At 70.2% G+C, this 23,017-nt stretch carries 26 protein-coding genes; 7 read left to right on the top strand and 19 right to left on the bottom strand.

Going from position 1 to position 23,017, the window contains the following annotated elements; translation table 11 throughout:
* Positions 1-72: 72 nt before the first annotated feature.
* From AB0J71_RS11855 to AB0J71_RS11835, 5 genes are all read right to left on the bottom strand, one after another.
* Positions 73-732 carry a hypothetical protein gene (locus tag AB0J71_RS11855; protein ID WP_364413965.1) on the bottom strand — a complete coding sequence of 220 codons (660 nt, stop codon included), beginning with the start codon at positions 730-732 and terminating at the stop codon, positions 73-75.
* A 15-nt stretch (positions 733-747) separates the two neighbouring features.
* Positions 748-1,488: a class F sortase gene (locus AB0J71_RS11850; RefSeq protein ID WP_364413963.1), complete on the bottom strand. Its 741-nt coding sequence runs from the start codon at positions 1,486-1,488 to the stop codon at positions 748-750.
* Positions 1,489-1,493: 5 nt separating this feature from the next.
* Positions 1,494-2,771, bottom strand: coding sequence for a hypothetical protein (locus AB0J71_RS11845; RefSeq protein ID WP_364413961.1), 1,278 nt, complete (start codon positions 2,769-2,771; stop codon positions 1,494-1,496).
* Between the two features lie 190 nt (positions 2,772-2,961).
* Positions 2,962-3,741, bottom strand: coding sequence for a class F sortase (locus AB0J71_RS11840; RefSeq protein WP_352322264.1), 780 nt, complete (start codon positions 3,739-3,741; stop codon positions 2,962-2,964).
* Positions 3,741-5,165 carry a hypothetical protein gene (locus AB0J71_RS11835; RefSeq protein WP_364413959.1) on the bottom strand — a complete coding sequence of 475 codons (1,425 nt, stop codon included), beginning with the start codon at positions 5,163-5,165 and terminating at the stop codon, positions 3,741-3,743. The genes AB0J71_RS11840 and AB0J71_RS11835 overlap by 1 nt, the downstream gene beginning before the upstream one ends.
* Positions 5,166-5,400: 235 nt before the next feature.
* On the opposite strand from AB0J71_RS11835, the gene AB0J71_RS11830 reads away from it, so the two are divergent.
* Entirely contained in the window at positions 5,401-6,546 is a 1,146-nt protein-coding gene (locus tag AB0J71_RS11830; protein WP_352322268.1) for an acyl-CoA dehydrogenase family protein, read from the top strand.
* A gap of 43 nt (positions 6,547-6,589) precedes the next feature.
* Complete coding sequence (locus AB0J71_RS11825) at positions 6,590-6,751, top strand: hypothetical protein (RefSeq protein ID WP_352322270.1); 162 nt, start codon at positions 6,590-6,592, stop codon at positions 6,749-6,751.
* Between the two features lie 12 nt (positions 6,752-6,763).
* On the opposite strand, the gene AB0J71_RS11820 is transcribed toward AB0J71_RS11825, so the two are convergent.
* Entirely contained in the window at positions 6,764-7,192 is a 429-nt protein-coding gene (locus AB0J71_RS11820) for a MarR family winged helix-turn-helix transcriptional regulator (RefSeq protein ID WP_352322271.1), read from the bottom strand.
* A gap of 20 nt (positions 7,193-7,212) precedes the next feature.
* Here AB0J71_RS11820 and AB0J71_RS11815 point away from each other — a divergent pair, with 20 nt between their 5' ends.
* Positions 7,213-7,575, top strand: coding sequence for a MarR family transcriptional regulator (locus AB0J71_RS11815; RefSeq protein ID WP_364413957.1), 363 nt, complete (start codon positions 7,213-7,215; stop codon positions 7,573-7,575).
* Here AB0J71_RS11815 and AB0J71_RS11810 read toward each other — a convergent pair.
* The 3 genes from AB0J71_RS11810 to AB0J71_RS11800 all read right to left on the bottom strand — a co-directional run bounded on the left by AB0J71_RS11810 (position 7,572) and on the right by AB0J71_RS11800 (position 11,422).
* Entirely contained in the window at positions 7,572-8,375 is an 804-nt protein-coding gene (locus AB0J71_RS11810; RefSeq protein ID WP_352322274.1) for an alpha/beta fold hydrolase, read from the bottom strand. The genes AB0J71_RS11815 and AB0J71_RS11810 overlap by 4 nt on opposite strands.
* The gene (locus tag AB0J71_RS11805) at positions 8,372-10,594 is read right to left on the bottom strand and encodes a SpoIIE family protein phosphatase (RefSeq protein WP_364413955.1); all 2,223 of its coding nucleotides are present in this window, start codon (positions 10,592-10,594) and stop codon (positions 8,372-8,374) included. Before AB0J71_RS11805 ends, AB0J71_RS11810 begins: the two co-directional genes overlap by 4 nt.
* Positions 10,595-10,717: 123 nt before the next feature.
* A complete protein-coding gene (locus AB0J71_RS11800) occupies positions 10,718-11,422 on the bottom strand; it encodes a metal-dependent transcriptional regulator (RefSeq protein ID WP_352322278.1) in 705 nt (234 codons plus the stop codon).
* 102 nt (positions 11,423-11,524) lie between these two features.
* Here AB0J71_RS11800 and AB0J71_RS11795 point away from each other — a divergent pair, with 102 nt between their 5' ends.
* Positions 11,525-12,148 (top strand): UdgX family uracil-DNA binding protein, encoded by a 624-nt coding sequence (locus AB0J71_RS11795; protein WP_352322279.1) that lies wholly within the window; start codon positions 11,525-11,527, stop codon positions 12,146-12,148.
* Here AB0J71_RS11795 and AB0J71_RS11790 read toward each other — a convergent pair.
* Positions 12,094-13,380 (bottom strand): MFS transporter, encoded by a 1,287-nt coding sequence (locus AB0J71_RS11790; RefSeq protein ID WP_352322281.1) that lies wholly within the window; start codon positions 13,378-13,380, stop codon positions 12,094-12,096. The two genes, AB0J71_RS11795 and AB0J71_RS11790, sit on opposite strands and share 55 nt — an antisense overlap.
* A 10-nt stretch (positions 13,381-13,390) precedes the next feature.
* Positions 13,391-14,068, bottom strand: coding sequence for a pyridoxamine 5'-phosphate oxidase (gene pdxH, locus AB0J71_RS11785; RefSeq protein ID WP_352322283.1), 678 nt, complete (start codon positions 14,066-14,068; stop codon positions 13,391-13,393).
* 202 nt (positions 14,069-14,270) lie between these two features.
* On the opposite strand from pdxH, the gene AB0J71_RS11780 reads away from it, so the two are divergent.
* On the top strand, positions 14,271-15,377 hold the full coding sequence (locus tag AB0J71_RS11780) for a citrate synthase 2 (protein WP_352322285.1): 1,107 nt from the start codon (positions 14,271-14,273) through the stop codon (positions 15,375-15,377).
* A 113-nt stretch (positions 15,378-15,490) separates the two neighbouring features.
* Positions 15,491-16,600 (top strand): phosphoserine transaminase, encoded by a 1,110-nt coding sequence (gene serC, locus AB0J71_RS11775; RefSeq protein WP_364413953.1) that lies wholly within the window; start codon positions 15,491-15,493, stop codon positions 16,598-16,600.
* 7 nt (positions 16,601-16,607) lie between these two features.
* Here the strand turns inward: serC and AB0J71_RS11770 are convergent, their stop codons facing one another.
* Positions 16,608-16,979 (bottom strand): BlaI/MecI/CopY family transcriptional regulator, encoded by a 372-nt coding sequence (locus AB0J71_RS11770; RefSeq protein ID WP_352322288.1) that lies wholly within the window; start codon positions 16,977-16,979, stop codon positions 16,608-16,610.
* Positions 16,980-17,016: 37 nt separating this feature from the next.
* On the opposite strand from AB0J71_RS11770, the gene AB0J71_RS11765 reads away from it, so the two are divergent.
* On the top strand, positions 17,017-17,595 hold the full coding sequence (locus AB0J71_RS11765; RefSeq protein WP_352322290.1) for a TIGR00645 family protein: 579 nt from the start codon (positions 17,017-17,019) through the stop codon (positions 17,593-17,595).
* A 3-nt stretch (positions 17,596-17,598) separates the two neighbouring features.
* Here AB0J71_RS11765 and AB0J71_RS11760 read toward each other — a convergent pair whose 3' ends face one another.
* From AB0J71_RS11760 to AB0J71_RS11730, 7 genes are all read right to left on the bottom strand, one after another.
* Positions 17,599-18,219 carry a rhomboid family intramembrane serine protease gene (locus tag AB0J71_RS11760; RefSeq protein WP_352322292.1) on the bottom strand — a complete coding sequence of 207 codons (621 nt, stop codon included), beginning with the start codon at positions 18,217-18,219 and terminating at the stop codon, positions 17,599-17,601.
* A gap of 111 nt (positions 18,220-18,330) precedes the next feature.
* Entirely contained in the window at positions 18,331-19,095 is a 765-nt protein-coding gene (locus tag AB0J71_RS11755) for a crotonase/enoyl-CoA hydratase family protein (protein ID WP_364413951.1), read from the bottom strand.
* Positions 19,096-19,101: 6 nt separating this feature from the next.
* On the bottom strand, positions 19,102-19,875 hold the full coding sequence (locus AB0J71_RS11750; RefSeq protein ID WP_352322296.1) for an SDR family NAD(P)-dependent oxidoreductase: 774 nt from the start codon (positions 19,873-19,875) through the stop codon (positions 19,102-19,104).
* Positions 19,876-19,923: 48 nt separating this feature from the next.
* Positions 19,924-20,262: an STAS domain-containing protein gene (locus AB0J71_RS11745; RefSeq protein WP_101785558.1), complete on the bottom strand. Its 339-nt coding sequence runs from the start codon at positions 20,260-20,262 to the stop codon at positions 19,924-19,926.
* A 173-nt stretch (positions 20,263-20,435) separates the two neighbouring features.
* Positions 20,436-21,173, bottom strand: a complete 738-nt coding sequence (locus AB0J71_RS11740; RefSeq protein WP_364413949.1) for an ABC transporter ATP-binding protein — start codon at positions 21,171-21,173, stop codon at positions 20,436-20,438.
* Positions 21,167-21,922, bottom strand: a complete 756-nt coding sequence (gene cbiQ / locus AB0J71_RS11735) for a cobalt ECF transporter T component CbiQ (RefSeq protein ID WP_352322300.1) — start codon at positions 21,920-21,922, stop codon at positions 21,167-21,169. The genes AB0J71_RS11740 and cbiQ overlap by 7 nt, the downstream gene beginning before the upstream one ends.
* A gap of 23 nt (positions 21,923-21,945) precedes the next feature.
* A complete protein-coding gene (locus tag AB0J71_RS11730) occupies positions 21,946-22,953 on the bottom strand; it encodes an energy-coupling factor ABC transporter permease (protein ID WP_352322302.1) in 1,008 nt (335 codons plus the stop codon).
* Positions 22,954-23,017: the final 64 nt, after the last annotated feature.

The raw sequence follows: 23,017 nt of genomic DNA, 5'->3' as shown, positions 1-23,017 counted from the left end.
AGTGCCTCCTGGAAACCGAGCATTATTCGGTTATTGAGGAGAGACTACAACAGAACGACGTTCTGTGGCTCGTCACTCCGGGGGCAGAAGGTCCTCCGCGGCGTCGATCCTGAACCGCCACCGGTCCACCACCAGGCCGTTCAGCGATTCTGCCAGCTCCAGCGCCAGACTTCCGAGCTTGACGGGCTCCTCGCCGCGCAGCTCGATCGCGGTCAGCTCGGTGGCGAACGGCAGCAGCTCCCCCACCGCCGGCGGCTGCCCCTTCTGCGGCACCAGCGCGGCCCGGATGTCGCCCGACGTGTACGTGAACTCGTCCTCCCCCTGCTCCAGCAGCGGCGCCAGGTCGTCGGCGGACGGGCGGACGGGCAGGATGACGGCGGCACCGCCCTCCTCGCCGTCGGCCGGATCGCTCACCTCGCCCCGGCACACCGCGAGCCCCTTGAGCCGGAAGGCCAGCCCCTCGGCCAGGTAGCGGTCGAAGAAGTCGAACGGCAGCGGCCCCTCGGCGGTGACCCGGCAGGCCCACGCCTTCTCCAGCACCCCGCCGGTCAGCTCGGCGTCAGCCTCGACCGGCGCGCACACCCGCACGTCGGCCCCCACGATGTCGTCGCCCTCGCGCCGCGCGCCGGGATCGGCCAGCCGGACGATCCGCAACAACTCGGCGGGGTCCGGTCTGGCGGGCAGGGCCGCCGTCGGGCCAGTACGCAGTTTCCGCTTCGCCAGCCAGCCCATGCCCGCCTCCGCCAATCAGCTTCGATAGGAGCTCGTCATCGTCGCGTAGACGATGATGTTGTCGTTGTAGTGACCGATGGTGCGATCGTAGGCGCCACCGCAGGTGATGAGGTGGAGCTGGGCGTTCTCCCGGCTCCCGTAGACGCGCTCGGTCGGGAACGTCTTCTTGCTCGCCTGCTCCACGCCGCCGACCGTGAACACGGCGGTCGTCCTGTCCTGGCGCTTGACCTCGATGGTGTCGCCGTGCTTGAGCTCGCCGAGGCGGCTGAACACGGCGCTGCGCGTCCGGGTGTCCTTGTGCCCGAGCAGCACCGCCGGGCCCTCCTGACCCGGCGTGGACATGTTCCGGTACCACCCGACCAGGTTGGGATTGTCCGACGGCGGCACCTCGATCGTCCCGTCCTTGGCCAGCCCCACCGACTTGATCGGCGCGTTGACGCCGAGCCGCTTGATCACGATCCGGATCGGCGTCGAGGGCAGCATCGGCGGCGCCGGCTTGATCTCCGGCAGCGGCGGCGGCTGGTCCGGCGGCGCCTGGAACAACGCCTGCTGCGGCTGCCCGGACGCCTGCGACTGCACGGCCACGGGCAGGGCGTCCCTGTCCATGCCGTACTCCTCGGGCGACTGCAGCACGATCAGCATGCCCGCCACGACCGTGACGACCCCGGCGATGGCCGCGCCGATCAGCACGGTCCTGAGCGCGGTGCTCCCCCGGTCCCGCGGTGGCGGGCCGCCGTACGGATACTGCCCGGCCACGCCGGTCAGCCCCTGCCCGCGGTACGCCGGCGCAGCACCAGCCCACCGGCCGCCGCGGCCGCGATCAGAACGGTGCCGGTGAGAACGAACAGCCGCCCGTCGGGCCCCGCCATACCCCCGGCCCCGGTGTCGGCCCCCGCCTTGGGCGTCTTGGACTTGTCGGGCGGGGTGACGGTCACGGTGGCGGTGCTGGTCTTGGTCGGCTTGGGGGTGGGGGTCGGCGTGGGGGTCGGCGTAGGCGTCGGCGTGGGGGTCGTTCCCGAGCCCGCGACCACCTGGAAGGTGTGGTTCTTGACGCCCGTCGTGGGAGCCACGCACTTGATCGCGCTGCCGGTGGTCGCCGTGGCCGAGGTGCCGAGGACCAGGTCGCCGGGGGTGAGCGTCACCGTGCCGGTCGTGGTGGGCTTCACCTTGAGGGTGACGCTGGGCAGCGTGGTGATGTCCTGCCCGACGACGACGTTGGTCAGCGCGCCCTCGGCCGCCGCCGGCTGGGTGACCCCCGCACCGGACGCCTTCACGTTGAGGAAGTACTTGCCGCCGCTCGTGGGGAAGCCGGTGGGGGCCTTCAGCGTGTCAAGGCTGCTGGTATCGATGGTGCTGGTCCACGAGATGCTGACTTCCTCGTTCGCCTTGGCGTTGGTGGGCAGGGTGCCGGGGGTGATCTTGATGTCCACGTCGGCCGGATAGGCCGGATCGTTGATCGTCGTGTCCACCAGGTCACACTTGTACTTGACCACCTCGGTCCCGGTGCCACCGCCGCCGGTCTGGACCGGGATCGAGATGCTGGCGGGAGCGGTCGACCCATAGGTGCAGGTCGTCGTGTCCTGGCCGATCTTGATGCTCAGCAGCGGCGTCGTCCCCGTCGCCGTGGCGACCGGCGTGAGAACGAGGTTTCCGCCCGTCGTCGCGGTCACGCTGACCGACGCCGACATCTTCGGCGGCGTGTACGACCCGCCCATCGCGACCGCCGTGGTCGTGCCCGTGCCGGTGCCCTTGAGCGCGGTGGGCGTCCCGCCGGTCACCGTGAGGTCGCCGCCGCCGGTGGTGACGGTCTCGTTGGCGGTCAGGGCCTTCGCCACCGGGATCGCCGGGAACGTCCAGTCGATCGTCGTCGACTTGGCCGGTTCAACCGACGCCGGAGGCGTGATCGTCACGATCACGGGACCGGTCTGGAGAGCGCCACCCGTGCAGTTGTAGGTGATCTTCAGGGGTTCAGCCACCGCGGCCTGGGCCGGCGAGGACAGACCGACCACCGAACCGGCGAGGACGGTGACTGTGCCCATCAATCCCAAGGCGGAGGTCTTGTGGGCGAGGCGGCGCCACGCCTGGGACGTAAGCACGGGTCCATCTCCGTTTCAGCGCAGTGTCAACAGTCGTGCCAGAATTCCAGCCGATGGTCACGGTTCGGTTGAGATCCTACGAACTGTCCCTGTCAACTTCCCGTAAAACCAAAAATTCGCCCCAAAAACCCCATCAGCCCTTCTTCTTCGACAACGTCGCGTACACCACGATGTTGTCCGTGTAGCTGTGCGCCTCCTTGTTGAAGACGCCGCCACACGTGATCAGCCGGAGCTGCGAGTCCTTGGTGTTCCCGTACACCCGGGACGTCGGGAACGCCGACTTGCTGACCTGCTCGATCCCGCTCACCGTGAACCGGGTGACCTTCCCGTCCGACCGGTACACGTAGATCTGATCGCCCTTGGCCAGTTCGCGCAGGCGATCGAAGACGGCGGGGCCCTTGCGGGTGCTGACGTGGCCGTTGATGATCGCGGGCCCGAGCTCGCCCGGCACCGGCGAGAAGCGGTACCAGCCGGTCTGGTTCGGCCGGGTCAGCGGCGGAGTGCCCAGGTTGCCCTTGATGTCCACGGTGACGCCGCCGATGGGGGCGTTCACCTTGATCTTGGGAATCTTGATCCGGCTGGGCTTCGCCTTGGCCTTGGCGGCCTTCGTCCTGGCCTTGGGGATCGGCGGCACGGTCGGAGCCGCGGCCAGCGGCGGCGGCGCGTCCGGTCGGGCCGGGGTCAGCGTCGCGCCCTTGCCGCCCGGTCCGACGGTCGCGGGCAGCACGAACGCGCCCGCGTTCTCGATCTGCACGGCGGTCGGCCGGTCGGCGGCGGCCAGCGTGCCGGAGCCGTCGTCCACCTTGGGCGCCACGGAGAGCAGGCCCACCATGATCGCGCCGACGCCGGCCAGCGAACCGGCGATCAGCAGCCCGGGCATCGCCCGCTGCATCGGAGTCTTCTGCTCGGCCATCACTTCGTTCCTCCCGCGTGCGCGGCCCGGCGGCGGCGCAGGACGAGCCCGCCGCCCGCGCTGCCCATGAGCAACATCGCCCCACTGGCCATCAGCCCGTACGGCCGGTCCGGCTCGTCGGGCGCCTCACCGGTGTCCACCCCGCCCTTGGGGATCTTGGCCACCTGCGCCCTGACGTACGCGGTCGCCGTCGGGCCGGTCGCGGTGGGCGTGGCCGTGCTCGTGCTCGTCCCCGTGACCGCCGGCACCACGACCACGTGCCCGAGCCCGTTGCTCGGCGTGGGCTGGGAGTGGTGACGCGTGGGGGTGCTGGTGGCGGTGGACGTGCCGGTCGGGGTCCGCGTCGGCGTGGGGCTCGTGGTGGGGGTCTTCGACGGGTCGGGGGTGGTGGGGGTCTGGCTGTTCGTCGGTCCCGACTTGTCCCGTACGGTCACCGTCACCGAGACCGGCCCGCCGACGAGCTTGCACTTCGCGCCGTGGTAGCCCGTCGGGATCTTGGCGGTGTTGGTGGACACCTTGAATGCGTCGAGCCAGGCAGGCTTGCTGGAGGCGTTCACGATCCGGATGGTGTGCTTGCCGTACTTCAGCTCCGGCGACTTCCAGATCGTGAAGCCGCCGTCGAGGTCGTCGTTGACGGGCAGGTCGTCGTCGGAGCGCGAGGGGTCCTCCGTGGCCACCTTGCTGCCGTCGATGTAGATGTCCACCGGGCCGGCGTCCTTGTCGTGCGGCCCGATGTACTCCACGCCGGTGCCCGTGAAGCTCAGCTCGGCCCAGGCGCCGAGGTCGTTGGTCTCGTGCAGGTCGTTGTGCACGTGGTTCTCGGAGCCCGGACGGTCGTCGATCGAGCTCCAGCCGGGGCCGTAGTTGACCTTCATGTCGGTCGGGTTGTCGCTCTCGTTGCCGTCGTTGGCGACGACCGTGCCGTCCGGCGGGGTGAAGTCGAGCTCGATGTCCTTCGGCGTGACCTTGATGGTCCCGACCTTGTCGATCAGTCCGGGGTCGTTCAGGGACTCGGGCAGCGACAGTTCGCCGTCGGGGCGAAGCTTGCCCTTCTGCTCGGCCGAGCCCTTCGGCTGCAGGATGCCCTGCCAGCTGCTGGTCAGCTCGACGTTGCCGGTGGCGTGCACGTTGGCGCCCGGGGCGAAGTAGCCGGGCGACTGGAGCCGTCCGTGGTCGGCGTAGTCGAGCTTCCAGGTGAAGTTGAGCGGGTCGCCGACCACCAGGTCGGTGGCGAAGGTGAGATGGGTGTTCAGACGTACCGGTGCGTGCCGCACGATGCTGTCGGCCCCGGAGGGAACGCATTCGTACTGCACGTCCAGGTCGGCCGGTGCGGCCGAGGCCGGGACGCCGGGCAACGCGACGACCCCGACGGCCGCCACCGATGCGATCGACGCGGCGAGCAACGACTTGCGCCACCGACTCACGGGACACTCCGATCATCACAAATAGACCGAGGGTAGATCTTAGAGTCGAAAACACCCGCAACGCAGGCGGTTTCCCCCAAGTTCCAGCACTTGTGATGAAGCCGTGTCCCCTGCCGTGTCCCCTGCCGTGTCCCCTGCCGTGTCCCCCGTCGCCTCACCCACCGCGAAAGCGGGTATACCTCCGGGTAACAGAATCGTATTCTGTCGTGCACGACACCTGCTTGGAGGCGAATCGATGCAGCGAGACCTCTTCGACGAGGAGCACCTGCTCTTCAGGGAAACCGTGCGCGAGTTCATGGCCCGCGAGGTCGTACCGCACCACGCCCAGTGGGAGAAGGACGGCATCGTGCCCCGCGAGGTCTGGAAGAAGGCCGGCGAGATCGGCATGTTCGGCTTCGGCGTCCCCGAGGAGTACGGCGGATCCGGCATCACCGACTTCCGCTACAACGCGGTGATCGTCGAGGAGATCATCAGGACCGGCGCCTCCGGCCTGGGCTTCTCGCTGCACAACGACGTCATGGCCCCGTACGTCGTCGAGCTCACCGACGACGAGCAGAAGCAGCGCTGGCTGCCCGGATTCGCCTCCGGCGAGCTCATCACCGCGATCGCGATGACCGAGCCGGGCGCCGGCAGCGACCTGCAGGGCATCAGGACCACCGCCGTCCGCGAGGGCGACCACTACGTGGTCAACGGCCAGAAGACGTTCATCACGAACGGCGTCAACGCCGACCTCGTGGTCGTGGTCGCCAAGACCGACCCCGAGGCGGGGGCCAGGGGCACGACGCTGATCGTGGTCGAGCGCGGCATGGAGGGCTTCAACCGCGGCCGGAACCTGGACAAGGTCGGCATGAAGGCCCAGGACACCGCCGAGCTGTTCTTCGAGAACGTGCGCGTGCCCGTCGCCAACCGCCTCGGCCCGAACGAGGGCGAGGGCTTCTTCCACCTGATGAACAACCTGCCCCAGGAACGCCTGTCGATCGCCGTGGCGGCGGTGGCCGCGGCCGAGACGGTGCTGGAGCAGACGATCGAGTACTGCAAGACCCGCCAGGCGTTCGGCCGCAACATCGGTTCGTTCCAGAACACCCGCTTCGTTCTGGCCGAGCTGGCCACCGAGACGGAGATCGCCCGCCACTACGTGGACAAGTGCATCCTGGCGCTCAACGCCCGGCAGCTCACCGTCGTGGACGCCGCCAAGGCCAAGTGGTGGACGACCGAGCTGCAGAACAAGGTCATCGACCGCTGCCTCCAGCTCCACGGCGGCTACGGCTACATGATGGAGTACCCGGTCGCCAAGGCGTGGCTGGACAGCCGCGTCCAGACCATCTACGGCGGCACCACCGAGATCATGAAGGAGATCATCGGCCGGTCCTTCGGATTCTGACGGCGGGCGCGCGCCCGGCCGGGCCGCGCCGCATACTGTCAGCATGGACGGCGGCCTGATCCTCCTCGTTTTCCTGGCATTACTGTTCGCCTGGGGGCTCAACCGCGTGCGCAGGGCGTTCCGGCTCGGCCCGGTCGGCTACGCGGGCGTGATGATCGTGTTCATCATCGCCATGCTGCTCGTCTGGGGCCAGACGATGCGCTGAGCGCCGGGAAGCTCACCCCGGCATCCCCTGCACGAACCTGGTCAGCAGCCGGGCGAACTCGGCCCGCTCGGCCGCCGACCAGTCGGCCGTGGCCGACGCGAAGGCCGCCTGCCGGGCCTGCCGGGCCTGCGTGAGCGCGGCGGCGCCCGCGTCCGTCAGCACGAGCCACGCCCGCCGCCCGTCGGCCTGGTCGGCCTCCCGCCGTACCAGCCCCGCCGTCACGGCGGCCGTCACGAGCCGGCTCGCCCGCGGCTGGTCGACGTTGAGCGCCTCGGCGACCGCCGACACGGTGAGCCGTCCGCCGGCGCCCTCGATCACGTCGAGCACTTCGTATTCGGGGCCCGCCGCGCCGTGCTGCCGGGCCAGCGCCCGCCTGCTCTGCCTGCGCCTGATCGCGACCATCGCGCGTTCGATCGCGGCAATTTCCTTGTCTTCGTACATATAGTTGCTATTGTACATGCATGGACAGACCTATCGGATATTGGGTGAAGCACCTCGACAACCTTCTGGAGAACGCGATGGGTCAGGCCCTGGCCACGTACGGCGCCTCACGCAGGGAGTGGCAGCTTCTTCACGCCACCGCCCAAGGGGAGAGCGCCACCGCGCTGGCGCCGTTCGAGGGGGTGGAGCAGGCCGTACAGAGCCTGACGTCGAGGGGATGGCTGGCGGACGGGCGGCTGACCGACGAGGGCCGGGCCGTGCACACGGCCGTCTCCGAGCGCGTCACCCGGTTCCGGCAGCAGGTCACGCAGGGTGTGAGCGCGCAGGAGTACCGGACCGCCGTCGACGTGCTGCGCCGCATGGCGGCCAACGCCGAGCGTTAGGAGGCCGCGCGGTCGGCCGCCAGCACGACCCGGGCGACCAGCTCCGGATCGTCGCTCATCGGCACGTGCCCGCAGCCCTTGAGCAGCCTGACCCGCTGCCCCGACCAGCGCGCCGCGCGTACGGCCTGGCGGCGCGGCAGCAACCGGTCGCGCTCACCCCAGGCGATCGTGATGGGCGACTTCGGCGGGGCGGGCGGCATCAGGCCGCCGAACGACTCCAGCGTCTCGTCGAAGCCCGCCGCCCCCGCCAGCGCCTGCGTGGCCGCGACCAGCCCGGCGGGGTCGAGCCGGCTCGGCCGGGCCACCAGCACCCCGCTGGACACCGCCCGCATGAACGGGTTGCCGGCCGCCCTGGCCGCCTGCTCCGGCGACATCGCGCGCGCCGAGCTCCGCAGGGCCTTCAGCGTCGTCTGGCAGTAGAGCAGTTCGGAGCGCGACCAGAAGCCGGCCGGCGACAACGCGGTCGCCGCGCGCACGACGCCGCGCGAGGCCAGTTCGAGCGCGATGTAGCCGCCGAGCGAGTTGCCCACCACGTGCGGCTCCCGGATGCCGAGCAGCGCGCAGAACGACTCGACCGCGTCCGCCAGCGACTCAGCGGTGTACGGGGTCCCCGTGGGCAGCCGCGGCGACACCCCGAAACCGGGCAGGTCGACGGCGATCACCGTGTGGTCGGCGGCCAGCCGGTCCATCACCGGCAACCACGCCTGCCAGTGGTGTCCGATGCCGTGGACGAGGATCAGCGGCTCGCCGCTGCCCCGGCGTTCGAAGGCCAGCTCCATGCGGCCCAGTGAACCACTCACCTGCTCCGGGTGGGAATCTCGAACCAGACCGCTTTGCCTTCCCTGGTGGGACGGGATCCCCAGCGCTTGGCCAGCTGGTCGACCAGGTAGAGGCCGCGGCCGCCTTCGTCGTTCTCCCCGGCGCTGCGGATGCGGGGCAGGCGGAGGTCCTGGTCGAACACCTCGACCCAGACCGACTCCTCGCCCCTGCGCAGCCGCAGCGTGAACTCCTTGTCGCCGACCGGCTCCTCCTCGAAGCCCGGCATGTCCCAGGACTCCTCGAACGGCAGCGGCGGCCCCTCGACGACCAGCTCCCGGCGCGGGGAGTTGGCGGTGGAGGCGTGCAGCACCACGTTGGTGACGACCTCGGAGACCAGCAGGCAGGCCAGCTCGGCGCGCTCCTCGGGCACGTTCCAGCCGGAGAAGGCCTCGGAAGCCATGCGGCGCGCCTCGCCGACCATGATCGGCTGGGCCGGGAAGGTGCGCTCCTCGACGTCGAGGTCGACGTCGCTGGAGCGGACGACCAGGATCGCCATGTCGTCGTCGATCTCGCCGGGCACCGCGATGGTGGCGGCGTCGGCGATGCGCTCGACGTCGGCGTCGGCCATCTTGGCGAGCTTCTCGCACAGCACGCCGAGCGTCTCCTCCTCGCTCGGCATCCTGCCGTCGCGGCCCGGACGCCGGTCGACCAGGCCGTCGGTGTACAGCAGCAGCGCCGCGCCCGGCGGGAGGGTGCGGGTCTCCTCCTTGTAGACCAGGTCGGCGTGCAGGCCCTTGGCGCGGACGCCGAGCGGCTGGCCGACCTCCTCGATGTCCATCTCCAGGCACTGGCCGTCGACCACCAGCAGCGGCGGCGCGTGCCCGGCGTTGGCGAAGGACAGCTGCCGGGACCAGGCGTCGTAGACGAGGTACTGGCAGGTGACGATGGGCGGGATGCTGACGTCGGCGCCGTTGTCGTCCTGCTCGGGGGTGGCGATGATGCGGGTCCACTCGTCGAGCCTGGCCAGGATGTCGGCGGGCGACTTGTCGTCTTGTGCGAAGGCCCGCAGCGCCGCCCTGAGCTGGCCCATGATGGCCGCGGCCTTGGCGCCCCTGCCCTCGACGTCGCCGATCACGATGCCGACCCGGCCGGCCGAGAGCGGGATCACGTCGTACCAGTCGCCGCCGACCTGGGTCTGGATGCCCTGACCGTGGGAGGCCAGCGGGGCCGCCGGGTAGTAGCGCACCGCGATGTCGAGGCCGTCGAGCTGGGGCAGCGCCCTGGGCAGCAGGTGCTTCTGGAACGACTCGGCGGTGTGGCGCTCCTCCTCGAACAGCAGCGCGTTGTCGATCGCGAGGGCCACGCGGGTGGCGATGGCGCCCACGAAGTCGCGGTCGAAGGCGTCGTAGTGGGGGCTGCGCCGGTCGGTCAGGTTGGACAGGCCGAGGTACATCAGGCCAAGCGTCTCGCCGCGCACCAGCAGGGGGGCGACGATGGCCGAGGTCATGCCGATCTCGCCGGCCAGGCGCGCGCTGCCCTCGTGCGGCGACGGGTAGCTGGTGGTGGAGAAGTCCTCGACGAGGATGGTCTCCTGGCGGCGCAGCGCGGTGTCGGCGTAGTGGCCGGAGGGGTAGCGGATCTCCGCGCCCACCGGCTTCCAGGTGCCCGCGGGCGGGGTCCAGCCCTGGACGTGCTCCGAGACCCGGCGGACCAGCCGGTCGCCCTCCATGAGCTCGATGAAGCAGTGGTCGGCGAACTGCGGCACGAGCATCTCGGCGACGCGCTTGAGCGTCTCCTCGACGTAGAGGGAGCCGGCCAGCCGCTCGCCGATGCGCTCCAGGAGCCCGAAACGGTCCTTCTCGCGTTCGTTGCTGCGCAGGGCCTCGCGGGCCAGGATGACGATGCCGGTGACCGACCCGGACGGGTGGCGCAGCGGCACGGCCTGGGCGCGGACGTAGACGATCGTGCCGTCGCCGCGCCTGACGTCGAACGTGCCCTCCCACACGCCGCCCTTGAGCACGTGCTTGGCCAGCTCGATCGCCAGCGGGTGGTCCTTCTCCATGATCCCGAGGGACAGGACGGACGCGTCACGCGCCGGCGCGTTGCCGGGACGGCCGAACAGCTGCTCGGCGAAGGGATTCCAGTAGAGGAGATTGCTGAAGCGGTCTGTCACGACCACTGCCATTTCGGCATGGTCCAAAACGGACCCGGCACCAAGGTGATCAGCCGTTTCTTGTGACAGATCCCCCCATCGCTTCATCCGGAGACCACTCCTTGGGGTGGCTTGTGCGCACAGCGGACCACGGGTGCTCCTGCAACTGTCTTGGCCAGGGGAGAGTGGAGGGCCTCCCGAGAGGGATTCAACCAAGTGGCTGCGCGCGCGTCAGCGCTTGGAGACAAAAACGTGCGCGGCAACGTCACGCGGAAGCTCCGCGGGAGTGTCGTTCGCGTCACCGTCACCTGTCACCCGCACACCGTCGTCGCTCGCCGCGAGCGTCACCTCGCGTCCGGGTTGTATCCCAACTTGCTTGAGTTTAAGCATCACAGCAGGATCGCTTTGCACTTGTTCGCTGATCCGGCGCACCACGACCGGAATGTCACGCGGCCCGGCGGCCTCGGACATCGAGGTCAGGACGTTGGCCGCGCCCTCGGTCACCTCCTGCGCCCCCAACTCGGCCAGCCCCGGGATGGGGTTTCCGTGCGGGCAGACCGTGGGGTTGTCGAGCAGCGTCACCAGCCGCGCCTCGACCGACTCGGACATGACGTGCTCCCACCGGCACGCCTCGATGTGCACCTCTTCCCAGGGAAGGCCGATGACCTGGGTGAGCAGGCATTCGGCCAGGCGGTGCTTGCGCATCACGCGGGTGGCCAGCGTGCGGCCCAGGTCGGTCATCGACAGGTGCCGGTCGCCCTCGACGCGGACGAGGCCGTCGCGCTCCATGCGGGCGACGGTCTGGCTCACGGTGGGGCCGCTCTGCTGGAGGCGCTCCGCGATGCGGGCGCGAAGGGGGACGATGCCCTCCTCTTCGAGCTCGTAAATCGTGCGGAGATACATCTCCGTCGTGTCGATCAGGCCGTGTGCGGTCAAGGCTCCTCCCAACTGAAATGCTACGCCGGTCGTGGCGGGGACTGAGCCCGTCCGCTACGGGCACAGAAGTCTTCAGGAACCCTATTGGGAGAACGACCGACGATGGTTAAGGACGGCAACAACGGAGCGGCCGAGTTCCTTCCCGCCCGGCGCGACCTCGGCTCCCTGCGGACGGCGGCCGCCCGCTGCGAGGGCTGCGACCTGTACGCGAAGGCCACCCAGACGGTGTTCGGCGAGGGCCCCGAGCAGGCCCGTTTCATGCTGGTGGGCGAGCAGCCGGGAGATCGCGAGGACCGCGAGGGGCATCCGTTCGTGGGGCCCTCTGGGCGCGTGCTGGACCGGGGCCTGGAGGAAGCCGGAATCGAACGGGACGCGGTTTATCTGACGAACGCCGTCAAACATTTCTCCTTCACTCCCAGGGGGAAGAGAAGGATTCATCAGAAACCGACGGTCGCCGAGATCGAGGCGTGCCGGCCGTGGCTCGGCGCGGAGCTGGAACTGGTGCGTCCCGACGTGGTCGTGGTGCTCGGCGCGACGGCGGCCAGGTCGCTGCTGGGGAAGACGTTCCGGCTGACCGAGCACAGAGGCGAGCCGGTGCCGCTCGGCGACGCGCTCGCGGTGGCCACGATCCACCCCTCGGCGGTGCTGCGCGCGCCCGACCGGGACGCGGCCTACGCGGGCTTCGTCTCCGACCTCAAGGCCGCGGCGCGGGTGTCGGAGCGGTAATTGCGGAACCCGGCCACCGACAGGCCGACGACGAGCACGGTGACCGCGCACGCCAGTCCCCCGCCCGCCCAGGCGCCGGTGAGCCCGAAGGCGGTCGCGGTCGCCCCGGCCCGCAGGTCGCCGAGGCGCGGGCCGCCCGCCACGACCACCATGAACACGCCCTGCATCCGCCCGCGCATCTCGTCGGGGGCGTAGAGCTGCAGGATCGACTGCCGCCACACCGACGAGATGACGTCGGCCACGCCGCCGACCGCCATGAACGCCACGACCAGCCACAACTCGCGCACCAGCCCCGCAGCGGCGACGGCGAGCCCCCACGTGGCGATGGCCAGCACGAGCGCGACGCCCTGCCGCGAGATCCGGCCCACCCAGCCGGAGAACAGCGCGCCGGCGACCGAGCCGATCGCCATGGCGGAGGTCACCCAGCCGAGCGCGGTCATCGAGCCGCCGAACCGATCGGCGGCGAGTTCGGGGTAGAGGGCGCGCGGCATGGCGAACACCATCGCGATGATGTCCACGACGAAGGACATCAGCAGCACCGGGCTCCTGGCGATGAAGCTGAGCCCCTCCCAGACCGCCCGGGCCCCCGGACGTGTCACCTCGCCCAGCGGGGGCAGGGCGGGCAGCCTGAGGGCCGCGTAGAGGCCGCCGCTGAACAGCAGGGCGTCCACCGCGTAGGCGGCGGCGTAGTTCGGGTGGTCGCCGCCGGTGGCCAGCAGCACGCCGCCGAGCATCGGGCCGACGACCGCGCCGAGGCTGTAGACCAGCGAGTTGAGCGCGTTGGCGGCCGGGACCAGCTCGGGGTCGAGGATGCGCGGGATCACCGAGCCCCTGGTCGGGCCGGTGATCGCGAACCCGGTCGCGTTGACCGCCGTCGCCGCGAAGATCAGGTAGACGTTGCCCAGCCCGAGCAGGGCCTGCGCCAGGATGACCAGGGTGGCCGCCCAGGTGATGAGCGAGCCGATGACGAGCAGCCTGCGCCGGTCGAAGGCGTCGGCCACGGCCCCGCCCCACAGCCCGAAGACCAGCAGCGGGACGAGGTTGGCCATGCCGAGCAGGCCCACCCACAGCGAGGAGTGGGTCAGGTCGTAGACCTGCTGGCCGACCGCCACGACGGTGACGGCGACGCCCACGTTCGAGACGGCCTGGCCGGACCAGATCCGCCGGTACGCGGGCACGGCCAGCGGCCTTGTGTCCACAAGATGACGTTTGACCAGTTCCCCGAATGCCACCTAAGGCAATTTATGGTGCAAGTCTCTCCAAAGCCCAACCGGGTCGGGTACGCCGGTAGCGCAGCCTGTCGTGCATCCGGTCGAGCTGTCCCTGCCAGAACTCCACCTCGGTCGGGGTCACCCGGAAGCCGCCCCAGAAGTCGGGCACCGGCGGATCCTCCGGCCAGCGGGCGGCCAGCTCCTCGTAGCGCTCGTCGAGCTCCTCGCGCGAGCGCACGACCGCCGACTGCCGCGAGGCCCAGGCCCCGATGCGGGAGCCGTACGGGCGGGAGTTGTAGTAGTCGGCCGACTCCTGGTGGGAGATGCGGGCGACGGTGCCCTCGATGCGGATCTGGCGGCGGATGGCGTGCCAGGGGAACAGCAGCGAGGCGCGTCCGTTCTCGGCCAGGTCGCGGCCTTTGCGGGACTCGTAGTTGGTGTAGAAGACGAAGCCGTTCTCGTCGTAGCCCTTGAGCAGGACCGTCCTGGCGCTCGGCCGGCCGCCCGCGGAGGCGGTGGCGAGGACCATGGCGTTGGGTTCGGGCAGGCCGGCGTCGAGCGCGTCCTGGAACCAGACGGTGAACTGCGCGACGGGGTCGGACGCGAGGTCGGTCTCGAGCAACGGCTCGCCCTCGTACGTTCGGCGTAGCGCCGCCAGCAGGGGCGGGCGCGGGGTGGCATCCACGAGACGGTATTCTTGCGCGCTCATGTGGCAGATCCCACGCTAGGGCGCGTTCGGCGGCCTGACGCAGGTCGCGGGACACGTGCCCACAGCAGGCTCCCTACCAGCGGGTTTGGCGTTTCGGCGGGTCCCGAGACCGACCATGACCTGGGAGGGGGTTAAATTGACCCGCCGGTATCTCGACATCAAGGCATTGCCGTTACATGGCAAGAAAGGGAGGCGGCCGAGCATGTCCGACTTCAAACCCGGCCTCGAAGGCGTCGTAGCTTTCGAGACCGAGATCGCGGAACCGGACAAAGAAGGGGGCGCCCTTCGATACCGGGGCGTCGACATCGAGGAGCTGGTCGGCCGTGTCCCGTTCGGGCACGTTTGGGGCCTGCTGGTCGACAACAAGTTCCAGCCGGGCCTGCCCCCGGCGGAGCCGTACCCCATCCCTGTCCACTCCGGTGACATCCGCGTAGACGTGCAGAGTGCGCTGGCCATGCTGGCTCCGGCCTATGGCTTCAAGCCCCTGCTCGACATCAGTGACGAGGAGGCCCGCGACCAGCTCGCGCGCGCCTCCGTGATGGCGCTCTCCTTCGTCGCGCAGTCCGCGCGCGGCCTCGGCCTGCCGATGGTGCCGCAGAGCCGGGTCGACGAGGCGAAGACCATCGTCGAACGCTTCATGATCCGCTGGCGCGGTGAGCCTGATCCCAAGCACGTCAAGGCCATCGACGCCTACTGGACCTCGGCCGCCGAGCACGGCATGAACGCGTCCACGTTCACCGCCCGCGTCATCGCCTCCACCGGCGCCGACGTGGCCGCGGCGCTCTCCGGCGCCGTGGGAGCGATGTCGGGCCCGCTGCACGGCGGCGCCCCCGCCCGCGTGCTCCACATGATCGAAGGCGTGGAGCAGCTGGGCGACGCCAAGAAGTACGTCCAGAGCGAGCTCGACAAGGGCAACCGGCTCATGGGCTTCGGCCACCGCGTCTACCGCGCGGAGGACCCGCGCGCCCGCGTGCTGCGCCGCACCGCCAAGGAGCTCGACGCGCCCCGCTACGAGGTCGCGGCGGCGCTGGAGCAGGCCGCCCTGGAGGAGCTGCACGCCCGCAAGCCCGACCGGGTGCTCGCCACGAACGTCGAGTACTGGGCGGCCGTGGTGCTGGACTTCGCCGAGGTGCCCTCGCACATGTTCACCTCGATGTTCACCTGCGCCCGCACGGCCGGCTGGGCCGCGCACATACTGGAGCAGAAGCTCACCGGCCGGCTGGTGCGCCCGAGCGCCAACTACATCGGCCCGGCTTCGCGCCCGCTGAGCGACGTGCCCGGCGCCTCCGAGGTCGTCGGCACGATCTGACACGTTTTTCACCCGTGTCATGAACGGCCCGCCCGCTCAAGGGGCGGGCCGTTCCGCGTCTCATTCGGCGGACCCGTGCGACGTCACCCGGACGGCCTCAGTAGGCTTGGCACGTGGCTGACATCGTGATTCCCGCTGACATCAAGCCCGCCGACGGCCGCTTCGGCTGCGGGCCCTCGAAGGTTCGCACCGAGCAACTGGCCGCGCTCGCCGCCTCCGGCGCGAGCCTCATGGGCACCTCCCACCGCCAGAAGCCGGTCAAGAACCTGGTCGGCCGCGTGCGCTCCGGGCTCGCCGACCTGTTCTCGCTGCCCGAGGGCTACCAGGTCGTGCTGGGCAACGGCGGCACCACCGCGTTCTGGGACATCGCGGCCTTCGGGCTGATCAGGGAGAGGTCCCAGCACCTGTCGTTCGGCGAGTTCTCCTCGAAGTTCGCCGCCGTCGCCAAGAAGGCGCCCTGGCTGGCCGACCCGAGCGTGATCAAGTCCGACGTCGGCACCCACCCCACCGCGGTGGCCGAGGACGGCGTCGACGTCTACGCGCTCACCCACAACGAGACCTCGACCGGCGTCGCCATGCCGATCTCCCGCGTGGGCGGCGACGACTCGCTGGTGCTGGTCGACGCCACCTCCGGCGCGGGCGGCCTGCCGGTCGACATCGCCGAGACCGACGTCTACTACTTCGCCCCGCAGAAGAGCTTCGCCTCCGACGGCGGCCTGTGGATCGCGATCATGTCGCCGCGCGCCCTGGCCAGGGTCGAGGAGATCGCCGCCTCCGGCCGGTACGTCCCCGAGTTCTTCAGCCTGCCGATCGCGATCGACAACTCCGGCAAGGACCAGACCTACAACACGCCCGCGGTGGCCACGCTGTTCCTGCTGGCCGACCAGCTCGACTGGATGAACGGCAACGGCGGCCTGGCCTGGACCACCGCCCGCACCGCCGAGTCCAGCCAGCGCCTGTACACCTGGGCCGAGAAGTCGTCCTACGCCACGCCGTTCGCCGCCCCGCAGTTCCGCTCGCAGGTGGTCGGCACGATCGACTTCAACGACGACGTCGACGCCGCCGAGGTGGCCAAGGTGCTGCGCGCCAACGGCATCGTCGACACCGAGCCCTACCGCAAGCTGGGCCGCAACCAGCTCCGCATCGCGATGTTCCCGGCCATCGAGCCGTCCGACGTCGAGGCTCTCACGGTCTGCGTCGACCACGTGGTCGAGCGCCTCTAGCCCAGCTCTAGCCCATCGCCCGCCGGCCCGTGCGGCGGGTCAGCTCGTCCAGGAGCGCCAGGGCGTCCGCCTCCTCGACGCTCTGCGCGAACCTCGTCAGCACCGGCAGCCTGTCGGTGCTGACGGCGAGGGCCTCCAGCATCAGGCGGCTGACGTGCTCGGCCCTCGAGCAGGCGGCGGCGTAGCGGAAGGCGTTGCGCGCGGGCGTGCGCACCAGCAGGCCCTTGCGCACCAGCCGCTCGGCGACGGTCTGCACGGTCGTGTACGCCAGGTCGCGGTCCTCGTTGAGGCTGCCCAGGAGCTCCCGCACGCGCATGGCCCTGCCGGCATCCCACAGCACGTTCATGATCGCGCGTTCCAGGGATCCCAGGTTCGCCAACTCACCAGTCCTCCGGCTCGATCAGTAGGAAACATTCTTGCCCGAACAGCCCCCGATCGGCCAGGGGCGAGCGCTGCCCCGCGGCCTCGGCTACCTCATGTTCGCCAGCCGCTGGCTGCAGGTCCCGCTCTACGTGGGCCTCATCGTGGCCCAGGCGGTGTACGTCTGGCAGTTCATGACCGAGCTGTGGCACCTGCTGAGCAGCGTCTTCCTGCACCCGGCGACCGGCGACGGCACGTCGGCCGAGGTCGTCGTCATGCTGACGGTCCTGGCGCTGATCGACGTCGTGATGATCTCCAACCTGCTGATCATGGTGATCATCGGCGGCTACGAGACGTTCGTCTCGCGCATCAACCTCAACGACCATCCCGACGAGCCGGAGTGGCTCTCCCACGTCAACGCCAACGTGCTGAAGGTCAAGCTGGCCACGGCCATCGTGGGCATCTCGTCGGTGCACCTGCTGCAGACGTTCATCCGAGCGCGTGACGTGCCCAACGACAAGATCATGTGGCAGACGATCATCCATCTGGCGTTCGTGGCCTCGGCGATCGGCCTGGCGCTCATCGACCGCATGCTCTCCAGCTCACCGGCCGAGCACACCAAGCCGCACCTGTAGGGCTCAGAAGCGGGCCGGCAGCTCTTTCCTGCGGCGCAGCACCCAGGCGGCCACCACGCCGCCCAGGAGCCCGAACAGGTGGCCCTGCCACGAGATGCCCTGTTGGTTGGGGAGCAGGCCCCACAGGATCGAGTAGTAGGCCACGCCCACGCCGATGCCGATCAGGATGTCCACCAGACGGCGGTCGAACAGGCCCCGGGCCAGCACGAAGCCGAAGTAGCCGAAGATCAGGCCGCTCGCCCCGATCGTGATCACGTCGGGGCTGGACACCCACGTGCCGAGGCCGCCGATCAGCACGATCAGCAACGTGGCCCACAGGAACTTGCGGATGTCGCGCACCGCCGCCAGGAAGCCCAGCACCAGCAGCGGCAGCGAGTTGGCCATCAGGTGGCCGAAGCCGCCGTGCAGGAACGGCGCGAACAGGATGCCCACCAGGCCGTCGGCGTCCCAGCCCGCGATGCCGTAGGAGTCGAGCGCGCCGTCCATCACGTAGTCGACGCCCTCCAGGACCCACATCACGGCGAGCATGGACCCGAGGATGACGATCGCCTTGATCGCGTTCGACAGGAAGGTGCCGGCGCCGCGCCTGGCCGACTCGAACCTCGAACCCGAATGGTCGCTCATGCGCTCTCCTGGTGGTCGTCTCCTCCCTTTACCGTACGCAGGAAAGGTCACGCACGCGCGTTGACGCGGCCCCTTCCGGAGGTGCGGAAGGGGCCGGCGTACGGGTGAGGGTTACTCGCCCTTCCACTGGGGGGCGCGCTTCTCGGCGAAGGCCGCCGCGCCCTCCATGGCGTCCTTGGAGCCGAACACCGGGTTGATGATCGCGCCCTGCTTCTTGAACATCTCCTCCAGGGGCCAGTCCTGGGACTCGATGATCACCTTCTTGGTCGCCGCGAGCGCCAGGGGAGCGTTGGCGGCGATCTTGCGGGCCAGCTCCAGCGCGCCCTCCAGGGCGGCCCCCGGCTCGGTGATCCGGTTGACCAGGCCCAGCTCGTACAGGCGGGAGGCGGGGTAGTGGTCGCCGGTCAGGGCGATCTCCATGGCCACGTGGTACGGGATCCGCCGCGGCAGCCGCATGATCCCGCCCGCGCCCGCCACCAGCCCGCGCTTCGGCTCGGGCAGCCCGAACGTGGACTCCGCCGAGGCCACGATGACGTCGCAGGACAGGGCCAGCTCGAAGCCGCCCGCCAGCGCGTACCCCTCGACCGCGGCCACCAGCGGCTTCTTGGGCGGCGCCTCGGCGATGCCGCCGAAGCCGCGCCCCTCGACCACCGGGAAGTCCCCGGACAGGAACCCCTTGAGGTCCATGCCCGCGCAGAACGTGCCCCCGGCGCCGGTCAGCACGTACGCCGAGATCTCGGGGCGGGCGTCGAAGGTGTCCAGCGCCTCGGCGATCCCCCGGGCCACCGCGCCGTTGATCGCGTTACGCGCCTTCGGCCGGTTGATGGTGATGACCGCGACGTTGCCGGACTCCTCGACGAGCACTTCGTCAGACACGGGACCTCACTTGGGCTGGAAGCGGATGCCGCCGTCGAAGCGCACGACCTCGGCGTTCATGTAGTCGTTCTGGACGAGCGAGTGCACCAGGTGGGCGAACTCGTCGGCCCGGCCCATGCGCTTGGGGAAGACCACGGGGGCCACGAGCTTGGCCTTGAACTCCTCGGCGTTGCCGGAGAAGCCGTAGATGGGGGTGTCGATGATGCCGGGGCAGATCGTGTTCACGCGTACGCCGATGGCCGCCAGGTCGCGCGCGGCGGGGACCGTCATGCCCACGATGCCGCCCTTGGAGGCGGAGTAGGCGAGCTGGCCCGTCTGGCCCTCCAGGGCGGCGACGGAGGCCGTGTTGATGACCACGCCGCGCTGGCCGTCGGCGTCGACCGGCTCGGTGGCGGCGATGGCGGCCGCGGCGATGCGCATGAGGTTGAAGGTGCCGATCAGGTTGACCTCGATCACCTTGCGGTACGTGGCCGGGTTGTGCGGCTTGCCCTCGCGGTTGACCGTGCGCTCGGCCCAGCCGATGCCCGCGCTGTTGACCACGACGCGCAGCGGCTTGCCCGTGGCCACGGCCGCGTCGACGGCCGCCTGCACCTGATCGTCGTCCGACACGTCCGTCCTGACGAAGACGCCGCCGAGCTCGTCGGCGACGGCCTTGCCGCGCTCCTCGTTGAGGTCGGCGATGACCACGGTGGCGCCCGCGCGGGCGAGCTCGCGGGCCGTCGCCTCACCGAGGCCGCTGGCACCGCCGGAGATGATTGCTGCAGATCCGTTGACGTCCATATCCCGGACCTTAACGCGCCAACCGAATGAAGTTCTACTCGGGGCGGGTTAAATCTCCCCCACGGCGCTGTCGACGTCGGAGTACACCTTGATCCGCCGGTCGAGCCCCGTGGTCCGCAGGATGCGCGCCACGGGCGCCTGGGGCGCGGCGAGCGACACCCCGCCGCCCTCTCCCGTGGCCAGCCGCCAGGCCTCGATCAGCACGGAAAGACCGCTGGAGTCCATGAACGACAGCTGCTGCAGGTCGAGCACGAGCCTGGCGCTGTCCTGCTTGATGGCGTCGCGGACCTCGTCGCGGAGGAACGGTGCGGTGAACAGGTCGAGCTCTCCCTCAACAGCCACCACCACGGCGTCACCCAGGGCGTGTCGCGCAAGCCGCAGCTTCATTTGGCCCCTCCTCGATGAGCCACTGTACTTCGACATCCCCGGATAGCGGGCATGCACAAACTACGAAGAGCCGGATACAGAAGGACTAGACCGGACTAATCATGCGCTAGACGCGGCGCTGAGGGTTCTTACCCGTCCGGCCGTCCGTCCCGCGACCTGGGGACCAGGTTGCCTCACCCGGCCGGGACGGCGAAGCCGTACGGGAGCTCCAGGCGGTGCTCGGCCAGCAGCTCGGCGTCGGCCAGCAGCTCGCGCGTGGGCCCGTCGGCGGCGATCACGCCTCCCGACAGGATCAGCGAGCGCTCGCACAACTCCAGCGCGTACGGCAGGTCGTGGGTGACCATGAGCACCGTCACGTCCAGCGAACGCAGGATCTCGGCCAGCTCCCTGCGCGCGGCCGGGTCGAGGTTGGAGGAGGGCTCGTCGAGCACCAGGATCTCCGGCCGCATCGCCAGCACCGTGGCCACCGCCACCCGGCGCCGCTGCCCGAACGACAGGTGGTGCGGCGGCCGGTCGGCGGCCTCCAGCATGCCGACCCGGTCGAGCGCGTCGTGGACCACCCGGTCGAGCTCGGCGCCCTTGAGACCGGCGTTGGCCGGGCCGAAGGCGACGTCGTCCCGGACCGTGGGCATGAAGAGCTGGTCGTCGGGGTCCTGGAAGACCAGGCCGACGCGCTGCCTGATCTCCTTGAGCGTGTCCTTGCGCACCGGGACGCCGCCCACGGCCACGCTGCCGTGCCCGGCGGTGAGGATGCCGTTGAGGTGCATGACGAGGGTCGTCTTGCCGGCGCCGTTGGGGCCGAGCAGCGCCACCCGCTCACCGCGGCCGATCGCCAGGTTCACGCCGAACAGCGCCTGAGTGCCGTCGGGGTAGGCGTAGGCCAGGTCACTGACCTCCAGAGAGTTCACCATGAGAGCCCCAGAACCGCGAGTGCCACGACGGGCAGGGCGAGCGCCGCCGCCCACTGCCCGATGGATGCCGAAATATCTTGAATTATCGGCATCCGTCCAGCGTAGCCGCGACTCAGCATCGCCAGATGCACCCGCTCGCCCCGCTCGTACGAACGGATGAACAGCGCCCCGGCCGAACGCGCGATCACCGGGATCTGCCGGAAGTTGCGCGCCTCGAACCCGCGCGACTCGCGGGCCACCCGCATCCGCCGCATCTCCTCCAGGATCACGTCCATGTACCTGAGCATGAACATGGCGATCTGCACCAGCAGGCTCGGCAGCCGCAGCCGCTGCGCCCCGACGAGGATGACCCGCGGCTCGGTGGTGGCCGCGAGCAGGATCGAGGCGATCACCCCGAGCGTGGCCTTGACCAGGATGTTCCAGGCCGCCCACAACCCCGGCACGCTCAGCGAGACCCCGAGCACCGTCGTGCGCTCGCCCATCCCGATCACCGGGATCAGGAACGCGAACAACACGAACGGCAGCTCGATCACCATCCGCCGCAGCACGTGCCCGACCGGCACCCGCGCGGCCAGCGCGACGCCCCCGAGCAGCGCCGCGTAGACCGCGAACGCCCAGAAGCGCTCCCGCGGCGTGGCCACCACGACGACGGCGAAGGCGAAGACGGCCAGCAGCTTGCACTGCGGCGGCAGCCGGTGGACGAGGGAGTCGGCCGGCAGGTAGAGATCGTGCCGATGCCCCGCGCCCACCGTCACTCACCGTCTCTCACAGATCAGACACTCACGTTCGTACGGCTGCGCGCGGCGAACGCCACGGCCCCGGCGATGAGCAGCACGAGCCCGACGCCGACGATCCCGGCCACGCCGACCGGGATGCCGCCCACCTCACCGTAGTCGGCCAGCGCCCACGACCCGAACGCGTGGTCGGCCGCCTGGCCGCTGAAGCCCTTGTTCTCGGCCACGGCCTCCAGCCCGTCGGGGTCGGAGGCGGCGAAGAAGGACACCACGCCGGCCAGCACCAGGGTCAGCCCGAGCCCGCCCAGCAGGAACGGCTTGAGCGCGCCCGGCCGGGCCGCCGGCGCCTGCTCGCCCACGGTCGTGGTGGCGCCTTCGGCCCCCTTGAGCACCAGCGGCCTGGCCAGCCCGCGGGCGCCGTACACCAGGTCGGGCCGTACGGCCAGCACGGCGGCGACGGTGGTGGCGGTGATCAGCGCCTCGCCGATGCCGATCAGCACGTGCACGCCGCCCATGGCCGCGGCCACGGCCGACACCTCGATGGGCGCGGTGCCGCCGATCCAGAACAGCAGGGAGAACACCAGCGCCGAGGCCGGCACCGAGATCAGTGCCCCGAGGAACGCCCCGAGCGTCACCCCGCCGCGGCCCCTGGCCATCGCGGTGACCAGCCGGAAGACGCCCCACCCGACCAGCACGGTGACGATGCCCATGATGGTGATGTTGACGCCCAGCGCGGTCAGCCCGCCGTCGGCGAAGAACACGGCCTGCACGAGCAGCACCACGGCCATGCAGAGCACGCCTGTGTAGGGCCCCACGAGTATCGCCGCCAGCGCGCCGCCCAGCAGGTGGCCGCTGGTGCCTGCCGCGACGGGGAAGTTCAGCATCTGGACCGCGAAGATGAAGGCCGCCACGAGCCCCGCCATGGGCGCGGTCCGGTCGTCCAGCTCACGGCGGGCGCCCCGCAGGCAGACCGCTACCCCGGCGGCCGCCACCGCTCCGGCGGAGACGGATGTAGCTGCGTTGAAGAAGCCATCGGGTACGTGCACGGCAACGCCTCCAGAAGGACGAACAAATCCTCCTCACTTTAGAGCATCGCCTTGCACCTGCACA

The sequence above is a fragment of the Nonomuraea sp. NPDC049637 genome (assembly GCF_040675235.1).
In the GTDB taxonomy this organism is placed as follows: domain Bacteria; phylum Actinomycetota; class Actinomycetes; order Streptosporangiales; family Streptosporangiaceae; genus Nonomuraea.
This window is presented reverse-complemented; position numbering and strand designations above follow the sequence as displayed.